The 24,926-nt window shown below is 69.2% G+C and carries 24 protein-coding genes; 13 read left to right on the forward strand and 11 right to left on the reverse strand.

Annotated elements, in window-relative coordinates:
* Positions 1–5 precede the first annotated feature (5 nt).
* The 3 genes from LGM89_RS07030 (at position 6) to LGM89_RS07040 (ending at position 3,888) form a co-directional block, all read left to right on the forward strand.
* Positions 6–2,750, forward strand: coding sequence for an Hsp70 family protein (locus LGM89_RS07030; RefSeq protein WP_226272680.1), 2,745 nt, complete (start codon positions 6–8; stop codon positions 2,748–2,750).
* A gap of 329 nt (positions 2,751–3,079) precedes the next feature.
* The gene (locus LGM89_RS07035; RefSeq protein WP_089497656.1) at positions 3,080–3,385 is read left to right on the forward strand and encodes a DUF1778 domain-containing protein; all 306 of its coding nucleotides are present in this window, start codon (positions 3,080–3,082) and stop codon (positions 3,383–3,385) included.
* A complete protein-coding gene (locus LGM89_RS07040; RefSeq protein WP_226272681.1) occupies positions 3,382–3,888 on the forward strand; it encodes a GNAT family N-acetyltransferase in 507 nt (168 codons plus the stop codon). Before LGM89_RS07035 ends, LGM89_RS07040 begins: the two co-directional genes overlap by 4 nt.
* Before the next feature lie 251 nt (positions 3,889–4,139).
* Here LGM89_RS07040 and ctlX read toward each other — a convergent pair whose 3' ends face one another.
* Together ctlX and LGM89_RS07050 are read right to left on the reverse strand one after the other, a co-directional pair.
* A complete protein-coding gene (ctlX, locus tag LGM89_RS07045; protein WP_226272682.1) occupies positions 4,140–5,153 on the reverse strand; it encodes a citrulline utilization hydrolase CtlX in 1,014 nt (337 codons plus the stop codon).
* Between the two features lie 58 nt (positions 5,154–5,211).
* Positions 5,212–6,291, reverse strand: a complete 1,080-nt coding sequence (locus tag LGM89_RS07050) for an ornithine cyclodeaminase (protein WP_226272683.1) — start codon at positions 6,289–6,291, stop codon at positions 5,212–5,214.
* Positions 6,292–6,637: 346 nt separating this feature from the next.
* Between LGM89_RS07050 and LGM89_RS07055 the strand changes: the two genes are divergently transcribed.
* Positions 6,638–7,069: an Lrp/AsnC family transcriptional regulator gene (locus LGM89_RS07055; RefSeq protein WP_006479718.1), complete on the forward strand. Its 432-nt coding sequence runs from the start codon at positions 6,638–6,640 to the stop codon at positions 7,067–7,069.
* A 45-nt stretch (positions 7,070–7,114) separates the two neighbouring features.
* On the opposite strand, the gene LGM89_RS07060 is transcribed toward LGM89_RS07055, so the two are convergent.
* From LGM89_RS07060 to LGM89_RS07075, 4 genes are read right to left on the reverse strand one after another with little or no spacing between them, the layout of a single operon-like run.
* Positions 7,115–7,708 carry a peroxidase-related enzyme gene (locus LGM89_RS07060; protein WP_089497653.1) on the reverse strand — a complete coding sequence of 198 codons (594 nt, stop codon included), beginning with the start codon at positions 7,706–7,708 and terminating at the stop codon, positions 7,115–7,117.
* Positions 7,705–8,235, reverse strand: coding sequence for a CMD domain-containing protein (locus LGM89_RS07065; protein WP_226272684.1), 531 nt, complete (start codon positions 8,233–8,235; stop codon positions 7,705–7,707). The genes LGM89_RS07060 and LGM89_RS07065 overlap by 4 nt, the downstream gene beginning before the upstream one ends.
* 45 nt (positions 8,236–8,280) lie before the next feature.
* The gene (locus LGM89_RS07070) at positions 8,281–9,711 is read right to left on the reverse strand and encodes an NAD(P)-binding domain-containing protein (protein ID WP_226272685.1); all 1,431 of its coding nucleotides are present in this window, start codon (positions 9,709–9,711) and stop codon (positions 8,281–8,283) included.
* Positions 9,708–10,724: a LysR family transcriptional regulator gene (locus LGM89_RS07075; RefSeq protein WP_226272686.1), complete on the reverse strand. Its 1,017-nt coding sequence runs from the start codon at positions 10,722–10,724 to the stop codon at positions 9,708–9,710. Before LGM89_RS07075 ends, LGM89_RS07070 begins: the two co-directional genes overlap by 4 nt.
* Positions 10,725–11,079: 355 nt before the next feature.
* Between LGM89_RS07075 and LGM89_RS07080 the strand changes: the two genes are divergently transcribed.
* From LGM89_RS07080 to LGM89_RS07100, 5 genes are all read left to right on the forward strand, one after another.
* The gene (locus LGM89_RS07080; RefSeq protein WP_089497649.1) at positions 11,080–12,273 is read left to right on the forward strand and encodes an ABC transporter substrate-binding protein; all 1,194 of its coding nucleotides are present in this window, start codon (positions 11,080–11,082) and stop codon (positions 12,271–12,273) included.
* A gap of 40 nt (positions 12,274–12,313) precedes the next feature.
* Complete coding sequence (locus tag LGM89_RS07085) at positions 12,314–14,125, forward strand: ABC transporter permease (RefSeq protein WP_226272687.1); 1,812 nt, start codon at positions 12,314–12,316, stop codon at positions 14,123–14,125.
* Between the two features lie 11 nt (positions 14,126–14,136).
* Positions 14,137–14,994, forward strand: a complete 858-nt coding sequence (locus LGM89_RS07090) for an ABC transporter ATP-binding protein (RefSeq protein WP_226272688.1) — start codon at positions 14,137–14,139, stop codon at positions 14,992–14,994.
* Positions 14,991–15,755: an ABC transporter ATP-binding protein gene (locus LGM89_RS07095; protein WP_226272689.1), complete on the forward strand. Its 765-nt coding sequence runs from the start codon at positions 14,991–14,993 to the stop codon at positions 15,753–15,755. Before LGM89_RS07090 ends, LGM89_RS07095 begins: the two co-directional genes overlap by 4 nt.
* A 95-nt stretch (positions 15,756–15,850) precedes the next feature.
* Positions 15,851–16,297, forward strand: a complete 447-nt coding sequence (locus tag LGM89_RS07100) for a hypothetical protein (RefSeq protein ID WP_226272690.1) — start codon at positions 15,851–15,853, stop codon at positions 16,295–16,297.
* A gap of 43 nt (positions 16,298–16,340) precedes the next feature.
* On the opposite strand, the gene LGM89_RS07105 is transcribed toward LGM89_RS07100, so the two are convergent.
* On the reverse strand, positions 16,341–17,762 hold the full coding sequence (locus LGM89_RS07105; RefSeq protein WP_226272691.1) for a sensor histidine kinase: 1,422 nt from the start codon (positions 17,760–17,762) through the stop codon (positions 16,341–16,343).
* Positions 17,749–18,414, reverse strand: coding sequence for a response regulator transcription factor (locus tag LGM89_RS07110; protein WP_069250848.1), 666 nt, complete (start codon positions 18,412–18,414; stop codon positions 17,749–17,751). The genes LGM89_RS07105 and LGM89_RS07110 overlap by 14 nt, the downstream gene beginning before the upstream one ends.
* 271 nt (positions 18,415–18,685) lie before the next feature.
* Between LGM89_RS07110 and LGM89_RS07115 the strand changes: the two genes are divergently transcribed.
* Positions 18,686–19,702 carry an ABC transporter substrate-binding protein gene (locus LGM89_RS07115; protein WP_226272692.1) on the forward strand — a complete coding sequence of 339 codons (1,017 nt, stop codon included), beginning with the start codon at positions 18,686–18,688 and terminating at the stop codon, positions 19,700–19,702.
* A gap of 100 nt (positions 19,703–19,802) precedes the next feature.
* Positions 19,803–21,113, forward strand: coding sequence for an MFS transporter (locus tag LGM89_RS07120; protein WP_226272693.1), 1,311 nt, complete (start codon positions 19,803–19,805; stop codon positions 21,111–21,113).
* A gap of 12 nt (positions 21,114–21,125) precedes the next feature.
* Here LGM89_RS07120 and LGM89_RS07125 read toward each other — a convergent pair whose 3' ends face one another.
* Positions 21,126–21,320 (reverse strand): hypothetical protein, encoded by a 195-nt coding sequence (locus LGM89_RS07125; RefSeq protein ID WP_226272694.1) that lies wholly within the window; start codon positions 21,318–21,320, stop codon positions 21,126–21,128.
* Positions 21,321–21,410: 90 nt separating this feature from the next.
* Here LGM89_RS07125 and LGM89_RS07130 point away from each other — a divergent pair, with 90 nt between their 5' ends.
* Positions 21,411–21,602 (forward strand): hypothetical protein, encoded by a 192-nt coding sequence (locus tag LGM89_RS07130; RefSeq protein ID WP_226272695.1) that lies wholly within the window; start codon positions 21,411–21,413, stop codon positions 21,600–21,602.
* Positions 21,603–21,691: 89 nt separating this feature from the next.
* On the opposite strand, the gene LGM89_RS07135 is transcribed toward LGM89_RS07130, so the two are convergent.
* Complete coding sequence (locus LGM89_RS07135) at positions 21,692–23,482, reverse strand: sensor histidine kinase (RefSeq protein ID WP_226272696.1); 1,791 nt, start codon at positions 23,480–23,482, stop codon at positions 21,692–21,694.
* Positions 23,479–24,123 carry a response regulator transcription factor gene (locus LGM89_RS07140; RefSeq protein WP_226272697.1) on the reverse strand — a complete coding sequence of 215 codons (645 nt, stop codon included), beginning with the start codon at positions 24,121–24,123 and terminating at the stop codon, positions 23,479–23,481. The genes LGM89_RS07135 and LGM89_RS07140 overlap by 4 nt, the downstream gene beginning before the upstream one ends.
* A gap of 322 nt (positions 24,124–24,445) precedes the next feature.
* Here LGM89_RS07140 and LGM89_RS07145 point away from each other — a divergent pair, with 322 nt between their 5' ends.
* Positions 24,446–24,898, forward strand: a complete 453-nt coding sequence (locus LGM89_RS07145; RefSeq protein ID WP_226205571.1) for a hypothetical protein — start codon at positions 24,446–24,448, stop codon at positions 24,896–24,898.
* Positions 24,899–24,926: the final 28 nt, after the last annotated feature.

A 24,926-nucleotide genomic window follows, 5' to 3' on the forward strand; every position in this document is an offset into this window, starting at 1 on the left:
GCGCGATGAAGCGCTATACGGTCGGGATCGACCTCGGCACGAGCAATACGGTCGTCGCATACGTCGAGGCCGGTTCCGACGCGATCCGCGTGTTCGACGTCGAGCAGCTGGTCGGCCCCGGCGCGGTGGCGGCACAGCCGCTGCTGCCGTCGGTGCGCTATCACCCGGCGGCGGGCGAGCTGCCGCCGGATACGCTGCGGCTGCCGTGGGCGGCCCACGCGAAAGCGAGCGCGGCCGGTGCGACGCCGGCCGTGATCGGCCGCTACGCGCGCACGCTCGGCGCGCAGGTGCCGGGCCGGCTCGTGACGAGCGCGAAGAGCTGGCTGTCGCACGCGTCGGTCGACCGGCTCGCGGCGATCCTGCCGTGGGGCGCGGCCGACGACGTCGACAAGGTGTCGCCGGTCGATGCGAGCGCGAGCTATCTCGCGCACGTGCGTGACGCATGGGATGCCCGTTTTCCCGACGCACCGCTCGCGAAGCAGGATGTGATCCTGACGGTGCCCGCGTCGTTCGACGACGGCGCGCGGGCGCTGACGGTCGAGGCCGCGCGACGTGCGAAGCTGCCCGCGCTGCGGCTGCTGGAAGAGCCGCAGGCCGCGTTCTACGACTGGTTGTACGGGCAGCGCGACACGCTGCGCGAGACGTTTGCCGCTGCGCGCCGCGTGCTGATCTGCGACGTCGGCGGCGGTACGACCGATCTCACGCTCGTCGATGTCGCGCCGGGCGGCGACGGCGAGCCGACCTTCACGCGCGTCGGCGTCGGCAACCACCTGATGCTCGGCGGCGACAACATGGACCTCGCGCTCGCGCGCCTGGTCGAGTCGCGGCTGACCGAGCCCGGCACGCGGCTGTCCGCCGCGAGCCTGTCGCAGCTCGTCGAGCGTTGCCGCGCCGCGAAGGAGCGGCTGCTCGGCGACGATGCCCCCGAATCCGTCAACGTCACGCTGCTCGGCGCGGGCAGCAAGCTCGTCGGCGGTGCGCGTTCGACCGAGCTGACGCGGCAGGAAGCCGAGCAGATCGTCGTCGACGGTTTCTTCCCGCAGGTCGAAGCCGGCGAACTGCCGCGCCGTGCGCGCGCCGCGATCGTCGAATTCGGGCTGCCGTATGCGAGCGACGCGGCCGTCACGCGGCACGTCGCCGCGTTCCTGAACCGGCATGCGGAAGGCCCGCTGCCCGACACGCTGCTGCTCAACGGCGGCGTGTTCCGCGCGGGCGCGCTCGCCGGCCGTCTCGCGCAGACGCTCGGCGCGTGGCGCGGTGCGCCGCTCGACGTGCTGCACAACGCGCATCCGGACGTCGCGGTCGCACGCGGTGCGGTGGCCTACGGGCTCGCGCGTGCGGGGCATGCGCCGCGCATCGGCGGCGGGTCCGCGCGCAGCTATTTCCTCGTGCTCGACGATGGCGCCGAAGGCGCGGCCGCGCGTGGCGTGTGCCTGCTGCCGCGCGGCACGGAGGAGGGCCACGAGATCCGGCTCGACGATCACACGTTCGCGCTGCAACTCGGGCAGCCGGTGCGTTTCCACCTCGTATCCACGGTGGCCGACACCGCGTATCGGCCCGGCGATCTCGTCGATCTCGACGGCGGCGATTTCGTGCGGCTGCCGCCGATCGCGACGGTCGTCGACGCAAAAGTGGGCGGCGATGCGCGCGAAACACCGGTGAAGCTCACCGCGTCGCTGACCGAGGTCGGCACGCTCGAAATGCACTGCATCGCGACCGACGATGCGTCGCGCCGCTGGCGGCTCGAATTCCAGCTGCGCGGCGATGCGCCCGTGCAGGGCGACGACGCTGCGCTCGCGCGGCACCCGCGGCTCGATCAGGCGCTCGAACTGATCGAGCGCTCGTTCGGCAGCAAGGCCGCCGGCGTCACGCCGAAAGATACGCGCCGGCTGCGCGCGCAGCTCGAGCAGGTGCTCGGTGCGCGCGAAGCGTGGGACGTCGCGCTCGCGCGTGAATTGTTCGATGCGTTGCTCGCGCGCGCACGTCGGCGGCGGCGCTCGGCCGATCACGAACGTGCGTGGCTGAACCTGGCCGGCTATTGCCTGCGTCCGGGGTTCGGGCATCCGCTCGATGCATGGCGCATCGAGCAGCTGTGGCCGCTGTTCGACGACGGGATTCAGTATGTGACCGACGCTCAGGTGTGGTCGGAGTGGTGGACGTTGTGGCGGCGCGTGGCCGGCGGCCTCGACGACGATGCGCAGACGCAGGTGCGCGACGCGATCGCGTTCCTCGAACCGACCGACGACAAGCGGCGCAAGCTGCCGTTCGATCCGGGCAAGGTCGGACCGGCCGATATGACGCGGTTGTCCGCGTCGCTTGAGCGACTGCCCGTTGAACGCAAGGTCGAGCTGGCCGAGCGCCTGATCGCGCAATTGCAGAAGCCGGCGGAGCGCACGCTGTGCGCGTGGGCACTTGGGCGTATCGGTGCGCGCCGGCCGTTCTACGGTAGTGCGCACAGTGTCGTACCGGCGGAAGTCGCCACCGGCTGGCTCGATGCGCTGTTCGCGCTCGACTGGAAACAGGTCGAGCCGGCGGCGTTCGCGGCTGCACAGATTGCGCGGATGACCGGAGACCGTTCGCGCGATTTGCCGGACGACACACGCGAGGCCGTGATCAAGCGCCTGTCGGCCGCGAATGCGTCGGCGGCTTGGATCGACATGGTCCGTGAAGCGATCGCGTTCGACGAAGCCGACACGGTGCGCGTGTTCGGCGAAACGCTGCCGGCGGGGTTGAAGCTGCTGGCGGGGTGAGCGCGTACTGCCACACGTTTAGGCACCGTTCGGAGAGGGTAGCGAAGATGCAAGCAACTTGGCTGGGCCGATCCGGCCGCCTGGTCGCTAGCCAACTATGCGCCGGAACAGGGCGCGATAGTCGCGGACGGATTCTGTTCCCGCCTTGTATGCCCCGGCCGGGTTTTTCTTTCGATTCTTTCAATGCCGCTAAAGGGCATTAGCGGCATTGTGTTTAACGTGTCAAAACACGTAGGCCGCGTTCTGAACCTTGATAGTCGGTGGAATCGTACTGACAATGTCAGTACAATATGGGTATCCAAGCACTGTTGTTGACCGGAGGCTCCTCCATGTCCGCTACCCATCGCCCCCCGACCAAGCGCGACACCCTGAACTTGCGCGTGCAGCCTGACGAACGCGACCTGATCGATCGCGCGGCCGCCGCACGCGGGCAGAACCGCACCGACTTCATCCTGTCCGCCGCCCGCGCGGCCGCTGAGGAAACCCTGCTCGAGGCGACGCTGGTGCGCGCCAGTCCCGACGCGTATGCCGCGTTCGTCGCGCGGCTCGATGCGTCACCGGCGCCGAATCCCCAGTTGCGGCGCACGATGCAGACGCCCGCGCCGTGGGACGGCTCGGGCGGCCCCGTCGCATGACGCTGCGCGCGCCCACCCAGATTACGCTGGAACATGCGCAGGCGGGCGCCCTGGACGCCTTCGATTCGGGTGAGCCGAACCTGGACGATTGGCTCAAGCGGAGAGCCCTGCGTAACCACGTGAGCGGCGCGTCACGTACCTTCGTGGTGTGTGATGACCAGCGCGTCGTTGCCTACTACGCGCTAGCGTCTGGTGCGGTGGATGTTGCGGCCGCACCCGGACGGTTTCGCCGCAACATGCCGGACCCCGTACCGGTCGTCGTGTTGGCCAGGCTCGCGGTAGACCGGGCCTGGCAGGGCCGCGGACTGGGCCGCGGGCTGCTGCGTGACGCCGGGCTACGGGTCATGCAGGCGGCCGACACCATCGGGATTCGCGGGCTGCTCGCACATGCACTGTCGGCCGACGCGCAGCGCTTCTATCTGCAGGTCGGATTCGAGCCGTCGCCGCTGGACCCTATGACAGTCATGATCACACTGACCGATTTGCGCGCGTCGTTGACGTGAGCGCGCATCGAACGTGCCCCGACCGACGCATGGCATTGCGCACTAGCTTGCTCCGGCTGAACGACATGACGCGTGCCGAGGACGGAGCCTGATATGCCCACCTGCTCTACCAACTGACCGCGACGGCCGAACAGACGTGCGTGTCGGTACCTGTGGCAGCGCCGTTTGCTGCGCTCGGTGGCAGCCGTACCGAGACTGCTCCGCACTGGCGTATCGAACAACAAACGTTGCGCGCTTTTCGCCTCTCGATGTCAGGTCTGCGGTTCCCGCGCACGCTGCGGTTTGGCCAATTCGATTGCAGGCACGTCCAGTGCGTTCTGCATGGCCGCCCGCCGCGCCAGATGAATCCCCGCCAGCATGCAGCGCACCGATCCACCGGCCAGTTCGATCGTCGGCACGTCGAGCGGCAGCAGCCGTGCCGAACGCTCGATCGTCGCGCGCTGTACCGGCGTGAGGCAGTCGTACGCGCGCCGCGACAGCGCGAGCACACGCCCTTCCTTGCCCGACAATTCCAGCGTATTGCCCGCGAAATTCGCGATCTGCGAGGCATCGAGCGCGATCACCGTGCGGCCCGTTTCGGCCAGCCGTTGCGCGATCTCGTCACGACGACGGCGGTCGGCAATGAGTTCGAGGCCGACCATCGCGAACTCGGTCGCGACGCTCATCATCACGTTCGTGTGATAGATCGGGCGCCCGTCGGCATCGGCCGTATCGAAGCAGATCGGCTCGAAATTGAAATTCGTGCAGAAGCGTTCGAGCGCGACCGGATCGGCGCGGCGCGAACGCGCGGTGTACGCGATCCGCGCGACGTGGTCGAGCACCATCGCGCCGGTGCCTTCGAGGAACACGTCGTCGTATTCGAGGCCCGAGTAGTCGATCACGTCCTGCACGCGGTACTCGGCCTTCAGCATCTCGATCACGTCCGCGCGCCGCTCACGGCGCCGGTTCGCGCTGAACATCGGAAAGAGCGCGACGTGGCCGCCCGGATGCGTCGAGAACCAGTTGTTCGGGAACACGGAGTCGGGCGTATCGCGCTCGCCGTGGTCGTCGAACACGTGCACGCGCACGCCCGCATCGGCGAGCGTCTGCGCGGCTACCGTGACTTCGTCGCGCGCGGCGGCGGACACGGATGCCGCGCCGTGCACGCCGTCGGCGGCGGCGGTGCGCTGGAACGCGTTGTCGGCCGCGGTCTGCGGGTTCGGCAGGAAGCGGTGCGGCCGGATCATCACGACGGCGGCCGGCGCCTGGATCGATACGAGATTCATGGAAGGCAGGAGCGAAAGGCAAGGGGCCGGGCGGCGCACGGGCCGCCGGGGATGACCGTCAGCGCGCGAACGCGGCGACGGCTTCGGTCACGTATGCCGCGTGGCCCTGCGCGATCGCGGCCGGGTCGTCGATCAGCGCGAACAGGTTCTTCGGGTCGACGGCCGGCGGAATCAGCGCGATCTCGACGCCCGCGTTGTGCTGCTGCGCGAGCGCATACAGGTAGCGCAGCGCCGAGTAATCCTCGAGCGCGAAGCCGACCGAGTCGAACACCGTGACTTCATCCGCGCGTTCGCGGCCGGTCGTCTCGCCCTGCAGCACGCGCCACAGCTCGGTGACGGGGAAGTCGGCCGGCATCTGCTGGATCTCGCCCTCGATGCGCGACTGCGGCTCGAATTCGACGAACACGCGGCCCGCCTGCAGCACACCGGCCTCGAGTTCGGTCTTGCCCGGGCAATCGCCGCCCACGGCGTTCAGGTGCATGCCGGGCTCGATCATGTCGGCCGTGACGATCGTCGCGTAGGCCTTGTCGGCGGTGACGGTCGTCACGATGTCGGCGCCGCGCACGGCGTCGGCGGTCGACGCGGCGCGCACCACGCGCAGCGCCGGGTAGGCGGCGAGGTTCTGCACGAGCTTGTCGGTCGCGTGCGGATCGACGTCGAACACGCGGATCTCGTCGATGCCGAGCAGCGTGTGGAACGCGATCGCCTGGAATTCGCTCTGCGCGCCGTTGCCGATCAGCGCCATCGTGCGCGAATCGGGGCGGGCGAGTACCTGGGCGGCGAGCACCGACGTGGCGGCCGTGCGCAGCGCGGTGGTCAGCGTGAGTTCGGCGAGCAGCAGCGGGTAGCCGGTATCGACTTCGGCGAGCGCGCCGAACGCCATCACCGTGTGCATCCCGCGCGCGGCATTGACGGGGTGGCCGTTCACGTACTTGAACGCGAACAGCGACGCGTTCGCGACGGGCATCAGTTCGATCACGCCGTCGCGCGAGTGGCACGCGACGCGCGGCGACTTGTCGAAGTCGGCCCAGTGCAGGTAATCGGCGCGCAGCGTGTCGACGAGCTCGCGGAGGAACGTCGTGACGCCGGTCTGGGCGATCAGTCGGGCGGTGGCGGGAACGTCGAGGAAGCGGGTCATACGTCTGTCTCCTGTCGACCCGAGTTAGCGCTTTAGCGCTTACTCGGGTCCCATGCTTTGCAAGTGCTCAGTGCCGGTACGGGTGTCCCTGGCGTTCTGGTCGACCGCGCGGTGCTTCGGCGCGCGTCCCGGCTTGCTGGAAGCGGCGGTGCGGCACATCTCGCCGGTCGATAGCGTCATTATTTCGGCGAGTCGAGCCAACAAAAAGACGGCAAAAGTGGCAGATTTATCGATAGACTTGGCAAATTGCTGACCCGATATGGCAATTTGACCAAGTTGCGCGGGTCGGAATGCAAAGGCTCCGGCACGCTGGCGGCCGGTTCACGTTCAACAGGAAGGCCCGTTCATGATCACGCTCGACGACGTCGACCGGCAGCTCATCGCGCTGCTGCGCGACAACGCGCGACTGCCCGTCGTCGCGCTGGCGAAGGAATTGCGCGTCGCGCGCGCAACCGTGCAGAACCGGCTGACGCGGCTGGAGAAGAACGGCGTGATCGTCGGCTATACGGTGCGGCTCAAGCCGGCGGCCGAACGGCACCGGATCCGCGCGCTGATGTCGATCGCCGTGCAGGGCAATCGCGGCGCGGAAGTGGTGAAGGTGCTGCGCGGGCATCCGAACGTCGCGTCGATCCACAGCACCAACGGGCGCTGGGATCTCGTCGCCGAGCTGCATGCCGATTCGCTCGAGCACTTCGATCGCGTGCTCGGCGCGATCCGGCTGATCGACGGAATCGCGAATACCGAGACGAGTATTTTGCTGTCGACGCACAAGGCGTGACGCGGGCGCGCGGCGCCTGCGTCAGCGCTCAGGTTTGCGCAGGGGTCAGGCGCTGGTCGCCGGCGCCGGAAACACCGGCTCGCCCAGCGTCAGCATCAACCGGTTCGCCCACGCGAAGATCGCGACCGCGTGCGACAGGTCGAGAATCTCCTCATGTGTCAGCCCTTCGGCTTCCAGCGCGGCGATATCGCCCGCGTCGACCGTATCGGGCCGCTCCGTCAGCGCGATCGCATAGCGAATGATCGCCCGTTCGCGCGCCGTCGTGCCGGCCGTGGCCGGATCGTCGAACACCTGCTCGATCGCGTCGGTGCGCTTCGCGAGCTGGGTAAAGCGCTGCGCATGCACGGACGCGCAGTACACGCAGCCGTTCACGCGCGACACGGCCGTGCTCGCCAGTTCACGCTCCGCGCGCGACAGCCCGCCGGGGCCATACATGATCGCGTTGAATACGCCCGAGCGTTGCCGCAGGATCTCGGGAAGATGGACGAGCAGCAGGTAATAGTCGGACGTCTTCGCTTGCGGGTGGCTCGCTTCGAGCACGGCCAGCTGATCGGGCGTCGCGGCATCGAGCGAAACGGTGTCGAGCCAGGCACGCCAGCCGAGCGTGTCGGACGTGAAGCCGTGCGTGGTCGTCGTCATGCGGCCTCCGCTGCGGCACGTGCCTGAAGCGCCTGCGCGGCCACCGCGACGCGCAACTGATACGCGACGAACGCCACGAGCTGCGACAGCGCGACGATCGCGGGCGTCGTGAGCCCGGCCGACTTCAGCGCGTCGAGATCGGACGGACGTGCATCGACCGGCGCGTGCGTCAGCAGGCGTGCATGCGCGAGGATCGCGCCGAGGCGGCGGGGCAAGGTGTCGAATGCATCGGCGTCCGCGCGGGCGATATCTTCGAGCGTGCCGCCTGCATCGAGCAGTCGTGCGCGATAGGTGTCGGCCAGCACGCGAGCGTTCGATTTTTCTGCAACATACCGCGCCGCGTGCAGTCGTTCGATCAACGACAGATCGGGCAACGCGGGATCGAACAGCGCCGCTTCGCTCAGCCGCGTATGGCGCAGCACCTTGTCGCGTGCGCGACGCAGTGCGGCGACGGCGTCGCCATCGCGCAGGCCGGCCACCGCATCGATCGTGTCCGGCGCATCGGCCGGCGTGATGGATTCAGTCATCGTTTCGGGTTCCCTTCGTCGTCAATGTGATCGATGAACGCGCGCTCATGCGTCGGCGTCGCGCCATTCGTCGCCTTGCAGTTCGGCGTTGGCGTACGCGACGAGCGCGTCGTAGTGGCGATCGCGGTCCGCGTCGAACAGGCGGCTCGCGATCCCGCGCGCGAGCCGCCTCGCGCCCGCGCTGATGGCCGGGATATCGCCGGACAGCTTGCCGTGGCTCAGGCTCGCCGCATGGTTGAAGCAGTGAATTCGCGTGATGGCCGCACATGCGCCGGGCTCGCGCTCCTGGAACGCGAACGCGGGGCCGAGATCGGGCGATTCGGCGAGCTCGTCGATCCACATGCCCGGCTCCGGTCGATAGCGATCCTTCCAGCGCCGCACCTGCGCGCCGAACGACGCGAATTCCGCGCGCGTCGTCCAGTCCGAATGAAAACCGGTCGCGAAGATCAGGAAATCGACCGTGTAGCGTCCGCGCGGCGTCGTCACGTCGAGTCCGTCCGCGTGTTCCGCGAGCGTCTCGATCGGGCTGCCCGCATGAAAGTGCGCCTGTTCGTGACGCGACACGCGCAGCACGCTGTCGCGCGGCGGTGGCGTCTGCGACGTCAGCGCGTAGTGCATGAAGCGCCATTTCGTCGCGTCGTCGAGATCGGCGTAGCCGTGCACGAGGCCCGGGCTGCCGATGCCGGTCAGCTTGTTGATGCGCGGGATGTCCGTGCGGCGGAAGAACAGGTCGACGCGCGCGGCGCCGGCTTCGAGCGCGGTGCCCGCGTTGTCGAACGCGGACGCACCCGCGCCGACCACGCCGACCCGCTTGCCCGCGAGCGCCGCGAAATCGATCGGCTCGGACGAATGGGCCCAGCGCGTGCGCGGCGCGCGTTGCGCGACCGGCGGTACGTACGGGCCGCCGAGCCCGTCGCGGCCGGTGGCGAGCACCACGTGCCGCGCGAGCAGCGTCTGCGCTTCGCCGTTGCCGCGCACGTCGAGCGCGAGCAGGCCGTCGTCGCGCGGGCGCAGCGCGACGAGCGTGGTGTCGTTGCGCACCTGCAGGTCGAGCACGCGCCGGTACCAGCGCAGGTATTCCATCCATTGCGTGCGCGGAATCTTGTAGAGCGCGTCCCACGCGTCGCGGCCGTATTGCGCTTCGAACCACGCGCGGAACGTCAGCGCGGGCAGGCCGAGCGCGGGGCCCGCGAGCTGCTTCGGCGAGCGCAGCGTGTCCATCCGCGCGAACGTGACCCACGGGCCTTCGTAGCCGGCCGGCGCGCGGTCGATCACGCACTGGTTGTCGATGCCGAGCAGGCGCAGTTCGGCGGATGCCGCGAGCCCGGCCATGCCGCCGCCGACGATCGCGACGTCGAGCACGCGTGTGCCGTCGGCCTCGCGCGGCGGCACCCACGACGGCGCGGGCAGGTCGAGCCAGCGCAGGTCTTGCGCGAGCCGGGCTTCGAGTGCGTGCAATGGATCGGTCGTTGTCATGCCGCCTCCGGGCGGGTCCGGCGTGCACGCGTCGTGCGGGTTGCCGCACGCGGCGCACGCTCGGCGCGCAGCCGGTCGCCGCGCAGCAGCGCGTCGTGCGCGGCGGCGTCGTGGAAGATCACGTCGTCGAGCAGCGCGCGCGTCGTACGGTGCAGCGCGTCGAGCAGCGCATCGACCGCTGACGTGCGTGCCTTGCCGGCGGGCGTCGCGACGCCGAACGCGAACGGGATGTCGACGTCGAGCGGGCGCGCGACGACGCCCTCCACCGGCAGTGCCACGCCTGTTGCCGGATCGACGATGCCGATCCCGATGCCTGCACGCGCGGCCATCACCGCATTCAGCGACGCATTGGTTTCGATGAACACGCGTGCATCGACCCGCGCGGCCGCGAATGCCGCATCGATCCGCTGGCGCAGCCGGTGGCGGTTCGCGACCGTCACGATGCGGCGGCGCGCGAGGTCGCGCAGCGCGATGCGCGGCTGCGCCGCGAGCGGGTCGCCGGCCGGCAGCACGGCCACGCACGGTGTCTGAGCGATCCAGTGCACGTCGAGCCCCGCGTGCGCCATCGGCAGCGTGACGACGCCGACATCGGCCGTGCCGGCCAGCACCTCGTGCACGACGTGCTCGGCCGATTCGCTGCGCAACTGGTAGTGGGGCGCCTGCGCGCCGTCGGGCAGCGCGGCGAGCGCGGCCGGCACGAGCGTGGCCGCGAGCGAAGGGGTCGCCGCGATGCGCACGGGCTCGGCGCTTTCATCGCCGAGTGCCCGGGCGCGCGCCTCGATCGCGCGCAGGCCGACCAGCGAGCGTTCGACTTCCTCATAGAGCAGGAATGCGCGCCGCGTCGGCGTGACGCGCGGGCCGTGCCGGTCGAACAGCGCGTAGCCGAGATCGGCTTCGAGCTCCTGGATCTGCCGCGTGACGGCCGGCTGCGATCGGCCGAGCAGTTCGCCCGCGCCGGTCACGCTGCCGGCCGACATGACCGCGGAAAAGGCTTCGAGTTGATGCAGCTCCATGACACCTTCCGATGATGCGATTTGCGCATTGTAGAAGTGTGAGCATGCGCGATTCATATAATGATTTTTGCTATCGACAGCGCGAAAACTGCGAAGCGCCCGATCGTCCCGATAGACGATTACGCGTGCTTGAACGTGGGTTGCGATCGGCGCCGTGAACGAAACGCCAATCGAATCAACGTGATGCGTTGCATGCCGATGCATCGCGCGCGGCAGGGTGTGCGGATGGCCGCTCGCAAGCCTCACCCGCTTCGCGCCGCGCGCGATATCGATATGCGCAAAACTTCGTTGGATCGTCCTGAACCGGGTGGTTACATGCCCTCACTCTTTTCGACTGACTGAAGCTGGGGGACGCATGAACGTTTCGGGGAACGACGCACGCGGCGCATGGCGGCGCGTGCTGGGCACGGTGGCGGCGCTCGCTGCCGCATGGGGCTTGTCGACGGGCGGCGCGCTCGCGGCGGGCGTGTCGGGCGAGCCGGTGGTGATCGGCGTGAGCGGGCCGCTCACGGGCCAGGATGCGCAGTACGGCGAACAATGGAAGCGCGGCTTCGATCTCGCGCTCGACGAGATCAACGGCAGCGGCGGCATTCACGGCCGTCCGCTCGCGGTCGACTTCCAGGACAGCCGCAGCGACCCGCGCCAGGCCGTGGCGATCGCACAGAAGTTCGTCGCCGATCCGCGCATCGCGATCGAGCTGGGCGACTTCTCCAGCGCGACGTCGATGGCCGCATCGCCGATCTACCAGCGCGGGCAACTGATCCAGTTCGGCTTCACCAACTCGCATCCGGACTTCACGAAGGGCGGCGACTATCTGTGGAGCACCGCGCTGAGCCAGGCCGAGGAGCAGCCGCTGCTCGCGCGCTACGCGGTGAAGGAGCTCGGCTTCAAGCGGATCGCGGTGCTGTACCTGAACACCGACTGGGGCCGCACCAGCAAGGACATCTTCGCGAAGGCTGTGACGGGGCTCGGCGCGCAGGTCGTCGCGGCCGAAGGCTATCAGCCGGCGGAGAAGGATTTCCGCTCGACGCTCGTGCGCATCGGCGAATCGAAGCCCGATTCGATCGTGCTGATCTCGTACTACGCGGACGGTGCGCAGATCGTGCGCCAGGCGCGTACATCGGGGCTCACGCTGCCGATCGCGGCGGTCGGTTCGGTGTACTCGCCGAAGTTCCTCGAACTGGGCGGCACGGCCGTCGACGGCGTCTATACCGAATCGAACTTCTTCCCGGCCGAACCGCGCCCCGAAGTGCAGGCATTCGTGCAGCGCTATCGCGCGAAATTCCATGCCGATCCCGATTCGTTCGTCGCGCGTGCATACGATGCGCTGATCCTGTCGGCGGAAGTGCTGCGCCGCTACGGCACGACGCGCCAGGCCGCGCACGACGGCTTCGCAAAAATCAGCGACGTGCCGAGCGTGATCTTCGGCAAGGTGCGCTTCGATCCGCAGACGCGTCGCGTTGCGGGCGCACGCACCGTGTATCTGGTCGTGAAGCAGGGGCAGTGGGCGCTGTGGGACGGCGCGAAACCGCAGCTCGCCGCGCGTTGAACCCGGCCCTGAACAGCATGCATGTAACGGACGCATCGTGATGGCTTCCTGGCTCGACTACACGCTCAACGGCCTCATCGTCGGCAACATCTACGCGCTGCTCGCGGTCGGGCTCGCGCTGATCTTCGGCGTGTCGCACCTGATCAACTTCGCGCACGGCTCGGTCTACATGGTCGGCGCGTTCATCGGCTGGCTGTGCCTGACGCGCTTCGGGCTGCCGCTGCCGGCGGCGCTGGCGGCGGTTGTCGTCGGCTGCGGTGCGCTCGGCATCGCGATCGAACGGATCGGGCTGCGGCCGCTGCGTCACGCGGCACGCATCGCGCCGCTGCTCGCGACGATCGGCATCAGCTTCATCCTCGACCAGCTCGCGCAGCTCGCGTTCGGCGCCGACCCGCGCGCGGTGCCGACGCCGTTGCCCGACTGGCATCTGCGGATCGCCGGCGCGACGCTCGGCTCGCTCGACCTGCTGATCGCGGGCATCGGCATCGCGGCGGCCGCGCTGCTGTACGGCTTCCTGCGCTTCACACGGCTCGGCTGGGCCGTGCGCGCGACCGCGCAGGATCGCGACGCTGCGCTGCAGATGGGCGTCGACGTCGACCGCGTGAACCAGACCGTGTTCGCGATCGCGTGCGCGCTCGGCGGCGTGAGCGGGCTGCTGGTCGGCATGTACTACAACAGCATCGATCCGGCGATGGGCTTCCAGGCCACGCTGAAGGGCGTGGTCGCGCTGCTGATCGGCGGGCTCGGCAACGTGCCGGGAGCGATCGCGGGCAGCCTGCTGCTCGGTCTCGTCGAAAGCTACGGCGTCGCGCTGTTCGGCACCAGCTATCGCGACCTGTTCGCGTTCGGGCTGCTGATCGTGTTCCTCGTGTGGCGGCCGAACGGGCTGTTCAGCGCGAACCGCGCGCTGCCGCCCGAGCCGATGACGGGCACCTTCCTCGCGGCCGCGAAGGCCGTGCGCGTGCCGCGCCCGGTACTCGTCGCGCTGGTCGTGGCGGCGGCCGTGCTGCCGTGGCTCGGCGCATCGCCGTACGTGCTGCAGACATTGACCAATGCGTGGCTGTACGGGCTGCTCGCGCTGAGCCTCACGCTGGTGGCGGGCACGGTCGGGCAGATCTCGCTCGGCCACGCGGCGCTGCTCGTGATTGGCGCGTATGCGTCGGCGCTGCTGTCGTCGGATCTCGGCTGGTCGCCGGCCGTGACGATTCCGTGCGCGGGCGTGATCACCGCCGTGCTCGGCACGCTGCTCGTCTATCCGGCGTTCCGGCTGCGCGGGCATTACGTGTCGATCGCGACGCTCGGCATCGGCGAAGTGGTGAGCCTCGTGATCCTGAACTGGGACGGCCTCACGCGCGGCCCGCTCGGCATCACCGGCATCGCGCCGCTGCCGTGGGCGACGACCGCGCGTGCCGCGTACTGGTTCACGTTCGCGGTGCTCGTCGGGTTCGCGCTCGTGCAGGTGCGGCTGCTGCGCTCGCACCTCGGCCGCACGCTGCGCGCGGTGCGCGAGGACGACGTCGCCGCGCGTGCGCACGGCATCGTTCCGAACCGCTACAAGGCGATCGCGTTCGCGGTCGGCGGCGTCGCGGCCGGCGTGAGCGGCGGGATCGCCGCGCACCTGTACAGCTACATCAACCACCAGACCTTCGATTCGCAGGTGTCGATCCTCGCATTGACGATGGTGATTCTCGGCGGGCTCGGCAACGTGCTCGGCGGCATCGCCGGTGCGATCGCGCTGATCGGGCTGCCCGAGCTGTTCCGCTGGGCGGCCGACTACCGGATGCTGATCTACGGCCTCGTGCTGTTGCTGCTCGTCCGGTTCCGGCCGCAGGGCCTGCTCGGCACGGTGTGAGGAGGAACGCGATGACCACCAAGCGACCCCTGCTCGACGTGCAGGGCCTGACGCGCCGCTTCGACGGCGTGACCGCGCTCGACGGCGCGAGTCTGTCACTCGCCGACGGCGAACTGCTGAGCGTGATCGGGCCGAACGGCGCGGGCAAGTCGACGCTGTTCAACCTGATCGCGGGCGCCGACCGGCCCGATGCCGGCCGCGTGACGTTCGACGGCCGCGACATCACGGGCACCGCGCCCGAACGCCTCGCGACGCTCGGCATCGCACGCACGTTCCAGCACGGCCGCGTGTTCGGCAACCTGAGCGTGCTCGACAACGTGCTGATCGGCGCGCATGCGCGGCTGCGCGCGGCGCGGCCGGGCTGGCCCGCGCTCGGCGCGGCGGCCGAGGTGCTGCGCGCGCTCGTGCGGCCCGCGGCGGTGCGGCGCGAGGAAGCCGCGCTGCGCGACGAGGCGCGCGCGATCGTCGCCGGGTTCGGCGAGCGGCTGACGCCGCGCATCGATCATCCGGCACACAGCCTGTCGTATGCGAACCGGCGGCGCGTGGAGATCGGCCGCGCGCTCGCGCTGCACCCGCGCCTGCTGCTGCTCGACGAGCCGACGGCCGGGATGAACGAGACGGAGACGGCCGAGATGCTGCAGCTGATCCAGTCGCTGAAGGCGCGCGGCCTGACGATCCTGCTGATCGAGCACAAGCTCGAACTCGTGATGCGCGTGTCCGACCGCGTGATGGTGCTCGACAACGGCGTGAAGATCGCCGAAGGCGCGCCGCGCGACGTGCGGCACGATCCGCGCGTGATCGAGGCGTACCTCGGCCGCCGGCATGCGGGCGGCGCGCCGGCCGACCGCACGGCACAGGCGGCCGCATGACGGCACTTTCTTCCGGACCCGACACGACCATGACCGACGCGCTGCTGAAACTCCAACACCTGGACACGTTCTACGGGCCGGTGCAGGTGCATTTCGACGTGAACTTCGAAGTGGGCCGCGGGCAGATCGTCAGCCTGCTCGGCGGCAACGCGAGCGGCAAGTCGACGACGATGAAGCTGATCCTCGGGCTGATGCGGCCGCGCCGCGGCGTCGTGCGCTTCGACGGCGACGACGTGACGGCGCTCGCCACGCCGCAGCGCGTGCGGCGCGGGATCGCGGCCGTGCCCGAGGCGCGGCGGCTGTTCGGCGACATGAGTGTGCGCGAGAACCTGCTGATGGGCGCGTACACGCGTGGCGACCGCGCGGCGGTGGCGGAGGACTACGAACGCGTGCTCGACCTGTTTCCGCGCGTGCGCGAACGGCTGACGCAGCGCGCGGGCACGCTGTCGGGCGGCGAGCAGCAGATGCTCGCGATGGCGCGAGCGCTGATGGCGCGGCCGAAGCTGATCTGCATGGACGAGCCGACGATGGGGCTGTCGCCGCTCTATGTCGACAAGGTGCTCGAGCTGATCGACGCGATCAACCGGCAGGGCGTGACCGTGTTCATGGTCGAACAGAACGCGAGCCTCGCGCTGGAGATCGCGCATTACGGGTACGTGCTGCAGACGGGACGCGTCGTGCTCGAAGGGCCCGCGAAGACGCTGCTCGACGACGAGCGTGTGCGCGATGCGTATCTCGGCGGGGAGGCGGTGGTGGCGTAGCGGGCGGGGCGGCGGGGCAAAAAACGGCGAGGCACGCCGGATTGTCAGGTAGATTGACGCTCAGTCGCCATCACCGCCACCGGGAGCGCCGCACCATGTTGACCTATTCCGTTCAGAAAGTCGGCTACGCATTCGAGCAACTGGAACAGCAGGGCGCGACGGATTACCCGTCGTTCACGCAGGCGTTCGACGCATTCCCGTGGGCGGCGCAGCATGCCGAATGGGACGACAAGCAGGACGGCCCGTTGCCGGCCCTCGTGCTGCAGCATGCCGACGATCAGCGGGAGTTGTGGGTGACCGCGCTGAGCGATGCGCATGCGGGCGGCTTCCAGCTGAATGCCGTCTCGATGCGCATGAAGAAGGGGCTGTTCGGGATCGGCAAGGGCAAGCTGGAGCAGCATGTCGATACGATCGACGTCGACACGCGCGCGGATGTCGATACGTTGTGCCGGCTATTCTGCGATCGTCAGTATGACGAGCTGGACCGGCTGGTCGCGCGGCATGCGGAGCGCAACCGCTTCGATGACGACAGCGACGATTGAGCGCCTGCCTCGCATGTGCATGAACCGGCCCGGGTCCGTCGGTTCATGCCTGCTCCTCGCCGCTTCCCGCCGCGCGCGGAAACGTCAGCACCACCGCAAACCCGCCCGCCTCGGGAAACGCAAACCCGACGCGCCCCCCGTGCGCCTTCATCACTTCCTGCACGATCGCGAGCCCGAGGCCCGACCCCGTGCGCCGCTCGCTGCCGTCCGGCGCGATCCGCACGAACGGCTGCAGCGCCGCGTCCCAGTGCTCGCGTGGAATCCCGCGACCGTTGTCGGTGACGGTCAGCGTCACCGCATCGTCCGCGTTGCCCTGCGTCGCGACCGACACGACGATGTCGTCCGCATGCCCATGCAGCAGCGCGTTGTGCAGCACGTTCGACAGCGCTTCCTGCAGGCTGATCGCGTCGCCGTCGATCCACGCGAGCGGCGCGTCGCTCGCGAACGCGACGGCGACATCGCGCTCGCCCGCGAGCGGAATCGCGCGGCCGAGCACGTCCTTCGCGAGCGCGACGAGTTCGACCGGTTGCAACGGCACGGCCTCGGTGCGATGAATCACCATCGCATGATTGAGCAACTGGCCGGTGAGCCGGCCGACGTCCGAAGAGGTCGCACGCAGCGCGTCGAGCCGCGCCGCGTGGCGCGCGGGATCGGCTTCGCCGTCGAGCAGCTCGATCTGCGCGTCGAGCCGCGCGAGCGGCGTGCGCATCTGGTGCGCGGCATCGGCGATGAAGCGCTGCATCGCGTTGATCCGCTCGGCGAGACGGTGCATCAGCCCGTTGATCGACCCGATGATCGCGTCGATCTCGCTCGGCGTGTCGACGGCCACCGGCCGCAGGTCGGCCGGGTCGCGCGCGGCGATGATCGTGCCGATCTGCGCGAGCGGACGCAGGCCGCGCCGGATCGCGAGGCCGCTCGCGCCGATCGCGAGCACGCTCATCAGCAGGATCAGCGTCCACACCTTGAAACTCATGTCGTTCGTGAGCTGCTGGCGCGCGTTGGTGGTTTGCGCGACCGTCACGAGCGCCCAGCCCGGCGTGCTTTCCTCGGGCATGTAGCGCGCGATGGTCGCGGTGCGGATCCGGTGCCCCTGGTACAGGCCGTTCGCGAACGCGGGGCCCTGCTTCGCGGCGGCGAGCGTCGCGGGGCTCGCGAGATCGTTGTAGCCGGCCACGACGATGCCGCGTGAATCAACCACCTTGTAGTAGACGAGGTCGTAGCGCGACAGCGTCGACAGCGCGGCCACCGGCGGATTCAGCGCGAGCACGCCACCCTGCACGTAGAGGTTTTCCGCGACCTGGATCGATGCGCCCGCAAGCAACTGGTCGTACGCGCGTTCGGCCGCGACGCCCGCGTAGTAGCGGGCGATCGCCGCGAGCGCGAGCGCGCCGGTCGCGACGACGAGCGCGATGAAGAGCAGCGTGCGCCCGAACAGCGTCTTCGGGAACCAGTCAGTGCGCCGCAATCTGATACCCCATCCCGCGCGCGGTGCGGATCTCGACCGAGCTGCCCTGCAGCTTCTTGCGCACGCGGGTCACGTACTGCTCGACCGCGTTCGTGGTCGGCTCGTTGCCGAAGCTGAACAGCTGGTTCAGCAGTTCGTCCTTCGAGAAGATCCGCTGCGGGCGGCTCGCGAGGATCTCGAGCAGCGCGAATTCCTGGCGCGACAGCGACAGCGGCTGGCCGTCGAGTTCCGCGAGCCGGCTGCTGCGGTCGATCACGAGGCCGCCGAGCGTCAGCACGTCGTTCGCGTGGCCGCTGTTGCGGCGCAGGAGCGCCTGCACGCGCGCATCGAGCTCGCGGTAGTCGAACGGCTTCACCAGGTAGTCGTCGGCGCCGAGGCCGAGGCCGCTCACGCGGTCGTCGATCGCCGAGCGCGCGGTGACGAGCAGCACGGGCGTCGTGCTGCCCGATGCGCGCAGGTGGCGCAGCACCGTGAAGCCGTCCATGCCGGGCAGGTTCGCGTCGAGCACGACGAGGTCGAAGCGCTCGACGCGCAGCAGCCCGTGCGCGGTCGCGCCGTCGGTTTCGAGATCGACGGCGTGGCCGAGCCGCGCCAGGCGGCTGCGGATCGCCGCGCCGATTTCGGCATCGTCCTCCACGACGAGAATGCGCATGGTGCCGTTTCGCAGGTGGGTGGGTTAGGGGTTTTCCCGGGGCCGGGATGTCAGCATTTTCTCAGACTCGGTCGATAACCTGTGTCGAGCCGGACGTTGCAAGGACGGCCATTAATACCAGAACCACAGGAGACGGCAACATGCAGCAGCAAACGGGTGCGACGAACGCGCGGTGCAGCGCGTCGCCGGCCGGCGCTCGCCGGTGCGGCGAAGCGGGCCCCGGCCGCCTGGCGTTTGCCGCTCGTGCCGCGCGTGCAGGGAAGGCCGGCGCATGACGACGTCGCCGCGCCGCCGCGCGTTGATCGCCGCCGGCCTCGGCGTGCTCGCCGCGCCTGCGCTCGTGCGCGCGAAGCCGCGCACAGTGCGGATTTCCAAAGGCTATGGGGTGCTGTACCTGCCGCTGCTCGTGATGGAGAAGCAGCGGCTGTTCGAGCGGCACGCGGCGCGCCACGGTGTGCGCGACGTAGCGGTCGACTGGGTGCTGCTCGACGGCGGCAATTCCGTCAACGACGCGATGATGGCCGGCACGCTCGATTTCGCAGGGGCCGGCGCGCCGGGTTTCATCGAACTGTGGGCGCGGGCGCGCGGCATTCCGAACGTCGAGGTGATCGGCATCAGCGGGTTGTCGACCACGTCGCTGTCGCTGAACGCGAACCGGCCGGGCCTCGTGTCGCTGCGCGACTTCACGCCGGCCGACCGGATCGCGGTGCCGGGCATCCGCACGTCGTTGTCGGCGGTCGTGCTGCAGATGGTCGCGAGCCGCCAGCTCGGCCCGAAGCATTTCGCGCAGCTCGATTCGATCACCGTGAACCTGCCGCATCCGCAGGCGATGCAGGCGCTGATTCGCCGCGAGAACGGCGTCACCGCGCACTTCACGTCGCCGCCGTTCTCGACGCTCGAGCTGCGGCAGCCGGGCATCCACCGCGTCGTGAATTCGGTCGACGTGCTCGGCCCGCTGACGCTCGACGTCGTGTTCGCGCCGAAGCGGCTCGTCGACACGGAGCCCGCGCTGGCCAGCGCGTTTCTCGGCGCGCTCGACGAAGCGAACCGCCTGATCGCGCAGGACCCGCGCGCGGCGGCCGCGCTCTATGCGGCGTCGTCGGGCGTCGGCGTGTCGCACGACGACGTGATGCGGATGCTCGCCGCACCCGACACGCGCTTCTCGGTGCTGCCGAACCAGCTGATGGACTACGTCGAATTCCTGTACCTCGCCGGCACGATCAAGGCGAAGCCGCGTGCGTGGCACGAGATGTTCGCGCCGATGCTCGACGACTATCGATCGGGTTGATGCCGCCGCGCCCTTTCATCGAAATACCTCGTGCCCGTGCGCCTGTCGCGCGCAGCGCCGATTCAACCGCTATGCAACCGTTTCACGCAAGGAGCCTCAAGTGAACGCCACCGAAACCCTGGACCCCGCGTCCGCCGAAGAGCAGCGCATCATGTCGAAGATGGCGCGGCGCCTGCTGCCCATCCTCGTCGTGATGTTCCTGATCGCGTTCATCGACCGGCAGAACGTCGGCTTCGCAAAGCTGCAGATGGTGCACAGCCTCGGGATGACGGAAGCCGCGTTCGGGCTCGCGTCGTCGCTGTTCTTCATCGGCTACCTGCTGTTCGAGGTGCCGAGCACGCTCGCGCTGCACCGCTACGGCGCACGCGTGTGGCTCGCGCGGATCATGCTGACGTGGGGGCTCATCACCGTGCTGATGGGCTTCACGACGTCGATGCCCGCGTTCTGCGCGCTGCGCTTCGTGCTCGGCATCGCCGAGGCCGGTTTCTATCCGGGCGTGATCTACTACCTGACGCTGTGGTTCCCGCAGAGCTATCGCGCGAAGGTGCTCGGCATCTTCACGCTCGGCAGCGCGCTCGCGAACATGCTCGGCTCGCTGGTCGGCGGCGTGTTGCTGAGCCTGAACGGCGTGTGGGGGCTGGCGGGCTGGCAGTGGGTGTTCGTGGCGACGGGCATCCCGGCGGTGATCGTCGCGATCGTCGTGTTCCGTGTGCTGCCCGCGTCGGTGCGCGACGCTCGATTCCTCGACGACCGCGAGAAGCAGATCGTCGAGGCCGCGCTCGAACGCGAGAAGCCCGCGCGGGCCGAGCACGGGCAGCCGTGGAAGGCGCTGCTCGATCCGCGCGTGATGCTGTTCGCGGCCACCTACATGCTGATGTCGACGTCGCTGTACGGAGTGACGTACTGGCTGCCGACGCTCGTGAAATCGTTCGGCGTGTCGAGCAGCATGAACGGCTTCCTGAGCATGCTGCCGTGGGCGCTCGCGGTGCTGCTGTTGTTGTGGCTGCCGGGGAAGCTGCGCCGGGCGAAGAGCATCCTGCGCACGATCGCGATCGTTGCCGCGCTCGGTGCGCTCGGCTTTCTGCTGAGCCTCGTGCTGCCGTCGACGCCGCTGCGCTTCATCGCACTGGTGCTCGGTGGCGCATGCATCCCGCTGCTGTATCCGTGCTTCTGGTCGATGCCGCCGCGTTACTTCACCGGCGCGCGGGCGGCGGCGAGCGTCGCGGCGATCAACTCGATCGGCAACCTCGGCGGCTTCTTCAGCCAGAACCTGATGCCGTTTGCCGGCAAGGTGACGGGCACGGCGTTCGGCCCGATGATCGTGCCGATCGTATGTCTCGCGCTGCTCGGGATCGGCGCGCTGGTCGCGTGGACGCGGTCGGAACGGGGGATGGTGGCGGCGCGCGCGTGAGGGGGCGTGGTGTTATCGCTTCATCAACTCGTTCCCAACGAACGTGAAGTTGGCGGTCGCGTGCGTGTTCGACAGCAGGTACTTGAGCGCGACGGCCGCCGCATCGGCGCGAGAGTGAGGCAGGACGGTGACAAATTGTAGCGTTGTGCCGAAGCGGATCATGCGGGCAATGTCGCCTTGGGCCGGCCTGCGGCCGAGCACGACCATGCAGCGAACGCGTCGTGGTCGGCAGGCTGGCATTTTGCGCAACCTGCCGGTGCGTTACGATGCGTCGCAGGTATGGCGCATGGAGGGGCAATGAAACCGACGACGATGGATAGATTGGGCGATGGCATGTCGCGCCGACGCATGCGGCGCGAGTTTGTCGCGCGAGGCCTGACCTCGCGGGACGAGGCGCGGCGGACCGGTGAATACATCGATGCCGCGCACGTCCTTGCGGAACTCGAGCGCATGCTGGAAGCGGCGCGCGCGACGAAGGCCGTCGATTAAGTCGGCGGATCGGGGGCGTACTTTACCGGGCAGGTAGCGATCGTCGCTGTTCGGCACCCGCCGCCTGCACCACCGCCTTCGCCGGGAACCTACCCGCGCGGCGCCCCATCCCCACCATGCGCGACCGTCACCTGCGCAGGCGCCAGCGGAATCTCCACCTCGACCGTCGTCCCTTCGCCGAGCGTCGTCGCGATCCGCAGCGTGCCGCCGACGAGATACGCGCGCTCGCGTAACCCGACCAGCCCGAACGATCCCGACTTGCGCGGCACGCCGGGATCGAACCCCGCGCCGTCGTCGCGAATCGTCAGCTCGATCGCGTTGCTCGCATGCACGAGTTCGACGGTCGCATGCGACGCGGCCGCGTGCCGCGCGACGTTCGCGAGCGCTTCCTGCGCGATGCGGAACACCGCCGTCGCGTAAGGCTCGTCGAGCTGCAGCTCGGGCGGCTCGACGTGCAGCGCGCATTCGATGCCGTGCCGGTGCCGGAAATCCTCCACGAGCCACTGCATCGCCGCGGCGAAGCCGAGATCGTCGAGCATCAGCGGGCGCAGGTCCGACGCGATGCGGCGCGTCGCGGCCACCGCGCCGCGCGCCAGCGCGTGCATCGCCGCGATCTTGCGCGCCAGATGCGCGTCGTCCTGCGGCACGCGGTCGAGCAGCCATTCGAGATCGTTCTTCAGCGTCGCGAGCGTCTGCGCGAGTTCGTCGTGCAGCTCGCGTGCGATGCGGCGCTGCTCGGCTTCGCGTGCGCTCGCGCTGATCGCGGCAATCTCGCGCAGTTCCTCGCGCGACGCCTGCAGCGCCCGCTCGGCCCGCACGCGGTCCTCGACTTCGCGCCGCAGGTCGCGGTTCGACGCGCTCAATTGCGCGGTGCGCGCGGCGACGCGTTGTTCGAGCCGTTCGTTCGCGTCGTTCAGCTGCGCGCTCTTCTGCACGACGAGCAGATGCTGGTAGCGCGCGCCGGCCAGCGCGCGCACCGTTTGCGCATGCAGCCGGCCGTTCTCGAACAGCATCGCGAACAGCACGACACCGGACGCGACGAGGCCGTACGCGCGCCCCGCGTAGAAGCCGAGGTCGTAGCGCCCGTGATTCAGCATCGACGACAGCGCGATGTCGAACAGCCACGCGACGAGCACCGTCATCACCCACAGGTCGAGCACGGAATGGCGCCGCCGCCGCTGCCACATCAGCATCAGTGCGACCAGGTTCAGCCCCCAGACGATGGTGATCGCGTTCGTCATCGTCGCGGCCATCCGGTTGCCGTTCATGATGCGCGGCAGCAGGTCGTGGCCGGCCGTCGTGAGCAGCGCGAGCGCGACCGTCGCGCCGATCGCGGCCGCGATGCACAGCACGACGGGAATCGCCGCGCGGCGCTGCGGGGCCGGGATCGGCCCCGGCGCACGCGGCTTCGCGCGCAGCAGCGCGTACGCGGCGACCGCCAGCGGAAAGCCGCCGTGCCAGAACAGGTACAGCCAGGCGGTGGTCTGGTCGCCGCCGCCGAGCAGGCCGGTCGGTGCGAACAGCCCGGGAAAGGTCAGCATGTGGGTGCCGGCCATGAAACCCGTGAACAGGTAGCCGCCCGCGAGCACGAGCAGCGGCCGCTGGCGCAGGATCGCGTACTGGCCGAGCAGCAGGCCGGCCGTCACCATGTCGTTGACGACGATCGCCGACTGGTACACGGGAATGAACGCCCAGCCCGGCGCAAGCGGCCTGCCCGCGAACGGTGCAAGCGCGGCGAAGATCACGGCGGAGATGAGGACGGTCGCGAGCGCGAGCCGCCGCTCACGCCGGCCCGGCGGCAGCGACGACATGAACAGGCGCGACGCGTCCGGGTCGTCGTCGTCCGCGGGCGAGGGCGGGAGGCGGAAGGTGGCGGTCATGCGTCGCCGCTCGGGTCGAGTTCGTGGCGCACCGCGTAGCGGACCAGCGCGGCTTCGTGCGGCAGCGCCATCTTCTCGAGGATCCGGGTCTTGTAGGTGCTGACCGTCTTTGCGCTGAGCGCGAGTTCGGTCGCGATCTGCGTGACCGTCTGGCCCGCGACGATGCGGCGCATCACGTCGAACTCGCGCGCGGACAGCCGTTCGTGCGGCAGCGCGGCGGCCGGGGTGCGCAGCGTGAGCGCGAGGCTCTCGGCCGCCGACGGGCTCACGTAGACGCCGCCCGCGGCCACCTTGCCGACCGCCTCGACGAGCTCGGCGGTCGCGCTGTCCTTCGTCAGGTAGCCGGTTGCGCCGGCCTTGAACGCGCGCGCCGCGTACTGCGCCTCCGCATGCATCGTCAGCACCAGCGTGCGCAGCGACGGCGCGTGGCGTTTCACCAGCCGGATCAGCTCGATGCCGGTCGGCGCGGGCATCGACAAGTCGAGCAGCAGCACGTCGGCGGCGCCGCGCTCGACCAGCGCAAGCGTGGCCGAGCCGTCGCTCGCCTCGCCGACGATCTCGAAACCGCCGGCCGTTTCCAGGATGTAACGCAGTCCGTCCCGCATGACTGCGTGATCGTCAGCCAGAATTACCCTGATCATCTAGCGATCCTCTTCGGGATGACGCCGCGCACTGTTGTCCGGTGTTCGCCGCGACTGTTCTTCTGACCAATATATTCCGCCGAATCCGAAAACGATACACATCCGGGAAATTTTCGAGATAGCCGAGCGTGGAATGTGTACTGAAACGAAACAATCCCAGGGAGAAAGTACGCGTCAGAGCGGGCAGGAATCAGGGTATTCCCTGATTATTATTGAGACGGTGAAGAGGCGGCGTGGCGCGTCGCGAACCACTCCGCGAACCCTCCCGATTCGGGACTAAACTGGTGCCCGATGCCACTACAACTCCCTGAGGAGCCCCGCGATGATCGATCTTGCCGATATCCTGCCGTCCGCACTGCCCGCTGCCGTTGCATGGGCGGAAGCCGAGGCGGCGCGCGGGATCGCGCAGGGGGCGCCGCTGACGCCCGAGCAGGCCGACGACGCGCGCACGGTGGGCGTCGCGCAGCCGGAGCGGATCCGCGTGGTGATCGTCGAGCGCATGCCGTTCCCCGAGGTGCCGTCGCTGGCCGCGATCGCCCGCGACACGGGGCTCCTGGCGCCGGGGACGATCGGGCTCACGCTCGGCCATGCGGTGTACGTGCTGCGCGGGCAGGACACGCGCCGCCTGCTGACCCACGAATTCCGCCACGTGCATCAGTACGAGGCTGCCGGCTCGATCGGCGCGTTTCTCGCGCGCTATCTGCAGGAAATCGCGACGGTCGGCTACCACGACGCGCCGCTCGAGGCCGACGCGCGGCAGCACGAGTTCGATTGACCCGCCCCGCCGGCGCGACCGCGCGCAC

It is taken from the genome of Burkholderia sp. AU31624 (assembly GCF_020420065.1).
Classification (GTDB): Bacteria; Pseudomonadota; Gammaproteobacteria; order Burkholderiales; family Burkholderiaceae; genus Burkholderia.

Coding starts and splice junctions, on each gene's coding strand:
- LGM89_RS07090 (WP_226272688.1), top strand. CDS start 14,137: ATGACCACCAAGCGACCCCTGCTCGACGTGCAGGGCCTGACGCGCCGC.
- LGM89_RS07055 (WP_006479718.1), top strand. CDS start 6,638: ATGATCACGCTCGACGACGTCGACCGGCAGCTCATCGCGCTGCTGCGC.
- LGM89_RS07115 (WP_226272692.1), top strand. CDS start 18,686: ATGACGACGTCGCCGCGCCGCCGCGCGTTGATCGCCGCCGGCCTCGGC.
- LGM89_RS07065 (WP_226272684.1), bottom strand. CDS start 8,235: ATGACTGAATCCATCACGCCGGCCGATGCGCCGGACACGATCGATGCG.
- LGM89_RS07080 (WP_089497649.1), top strand. CDS start 11,080: ATGAACGTTTCGGGGAACGACGCACGCGGCGCATGGCGGCGCGTGCTG.
- LGM89_RS07040 (WP_226272681.1), top strand. CDS start 3,382: ATGACGCTGCGCGCGCCCACCCAGATTACGCTGGAACATGCGCAGGCG.
- LGM89_RS07085 (WP_226272687.1), top strand. CDS start 12,314: ATGGCTTCCTGGCTCGACTACACGCTCAACGGCCTCATCGTCGGCAAC.
- LGM89_RS07145 (WP_226205571.1), top strand. CDS start 24,446: ATGATCGATCTTGCCGATATCCTGCCGTCCGCACTGCCCGCTGCCGTT.
- LGM89_RS07110 (WP_069250848.1), bottom strand. CDS start 18,414: ATGCGCATTCTCGTCGTGGAGGACGATGCCGAAATCGGCGCGGCGATC.
- LGM89_RS07095 (WP_226272689.1), top strand. CDS start 14,991: ATGACGGCACTTTCTTCCGGACCCGACACGACCATGACCGACGCGCTG.
- LGM89_RS07075 (WP_226272686.1), bottom strand. CDS start 10,724: ATGGAGCTGCATCAACTCGAAGCCTTTTCCGCGGTCATGTCGGCCGGC.
- LGM89_RS07050 (WP_226272683.1), bottom strand. CDS start 6,291: ATGACCCGCTTCCTCGACGTTCCCGCCACCGCCCGACTGATCGCCCAG.
- LGM89_RS07070 (WP_226272685.1), bottom strand. CDS start 9,711: ATGACAACGACCGATCCATTGCACGCACTCGAAGCCCGGCTCGCGCAA.
- LGM89_RS07100 (WP_226272690.1), top strand. CDS start 15,851: ATGTTGACCTATTCCGTTCAGAAAGTCGGCTACGCATTCGAGCAACTG.
- LGM89_RS07130 (WP_226272695.1), top strand. CDS start 21,411: ATGAAACCGACGACGATGGATAGATTGGGCGATGGCATGTCGCGCCGA.
- LGM89_RS07125 (WP_226272694.1), bottom strand. CDS start 21,320: ATGGTCGTGCTCGGCCGCAGGCCGGCCCAAGGCGACATTGCCCGCATG.
- LGM89_RS07030 (WP_226272680.1), top strand. CDS start 6: ATGAAGCGCTATACGGTCGGGATCGACCTCGGCACGAGCAATACGGTC.
- LGM89_RS07035 (WP_089497656.1), top strand. CDS start 3,080: ATGTCCGCTACCCATCGCCCCCCGACCAAGCGCGACACCCTGAACTTG.
- LGM89_RS07060 (WP_089497653.1), bottom strand. CDS start 7,708: ATGACGACGACCACGCACGGCTTCACGTCCGACACGCTCGGCTGGCGT.
- LGM89_RS07140 (WP_226272697.1), bottom strand. CDS start 24,123: ATGATCAGGGTAATTCTGGCTGACGATCACGCAGTCATGCGGGACGGA.
- LGM89_RS07135 (WP_226272696.1), bottom strand. CDS start 23,482: ATGACCGCCACCTTCCGCCTCCCGCCCTCGCCCGCGGACGACGACGAC.
- ctlX (WP_226272682.1), bottom strand. CDS start 5,153: ATGAATCTCGTATCGATCCAGGCGCCGGCCGCCGTCGTGATGATCCGG.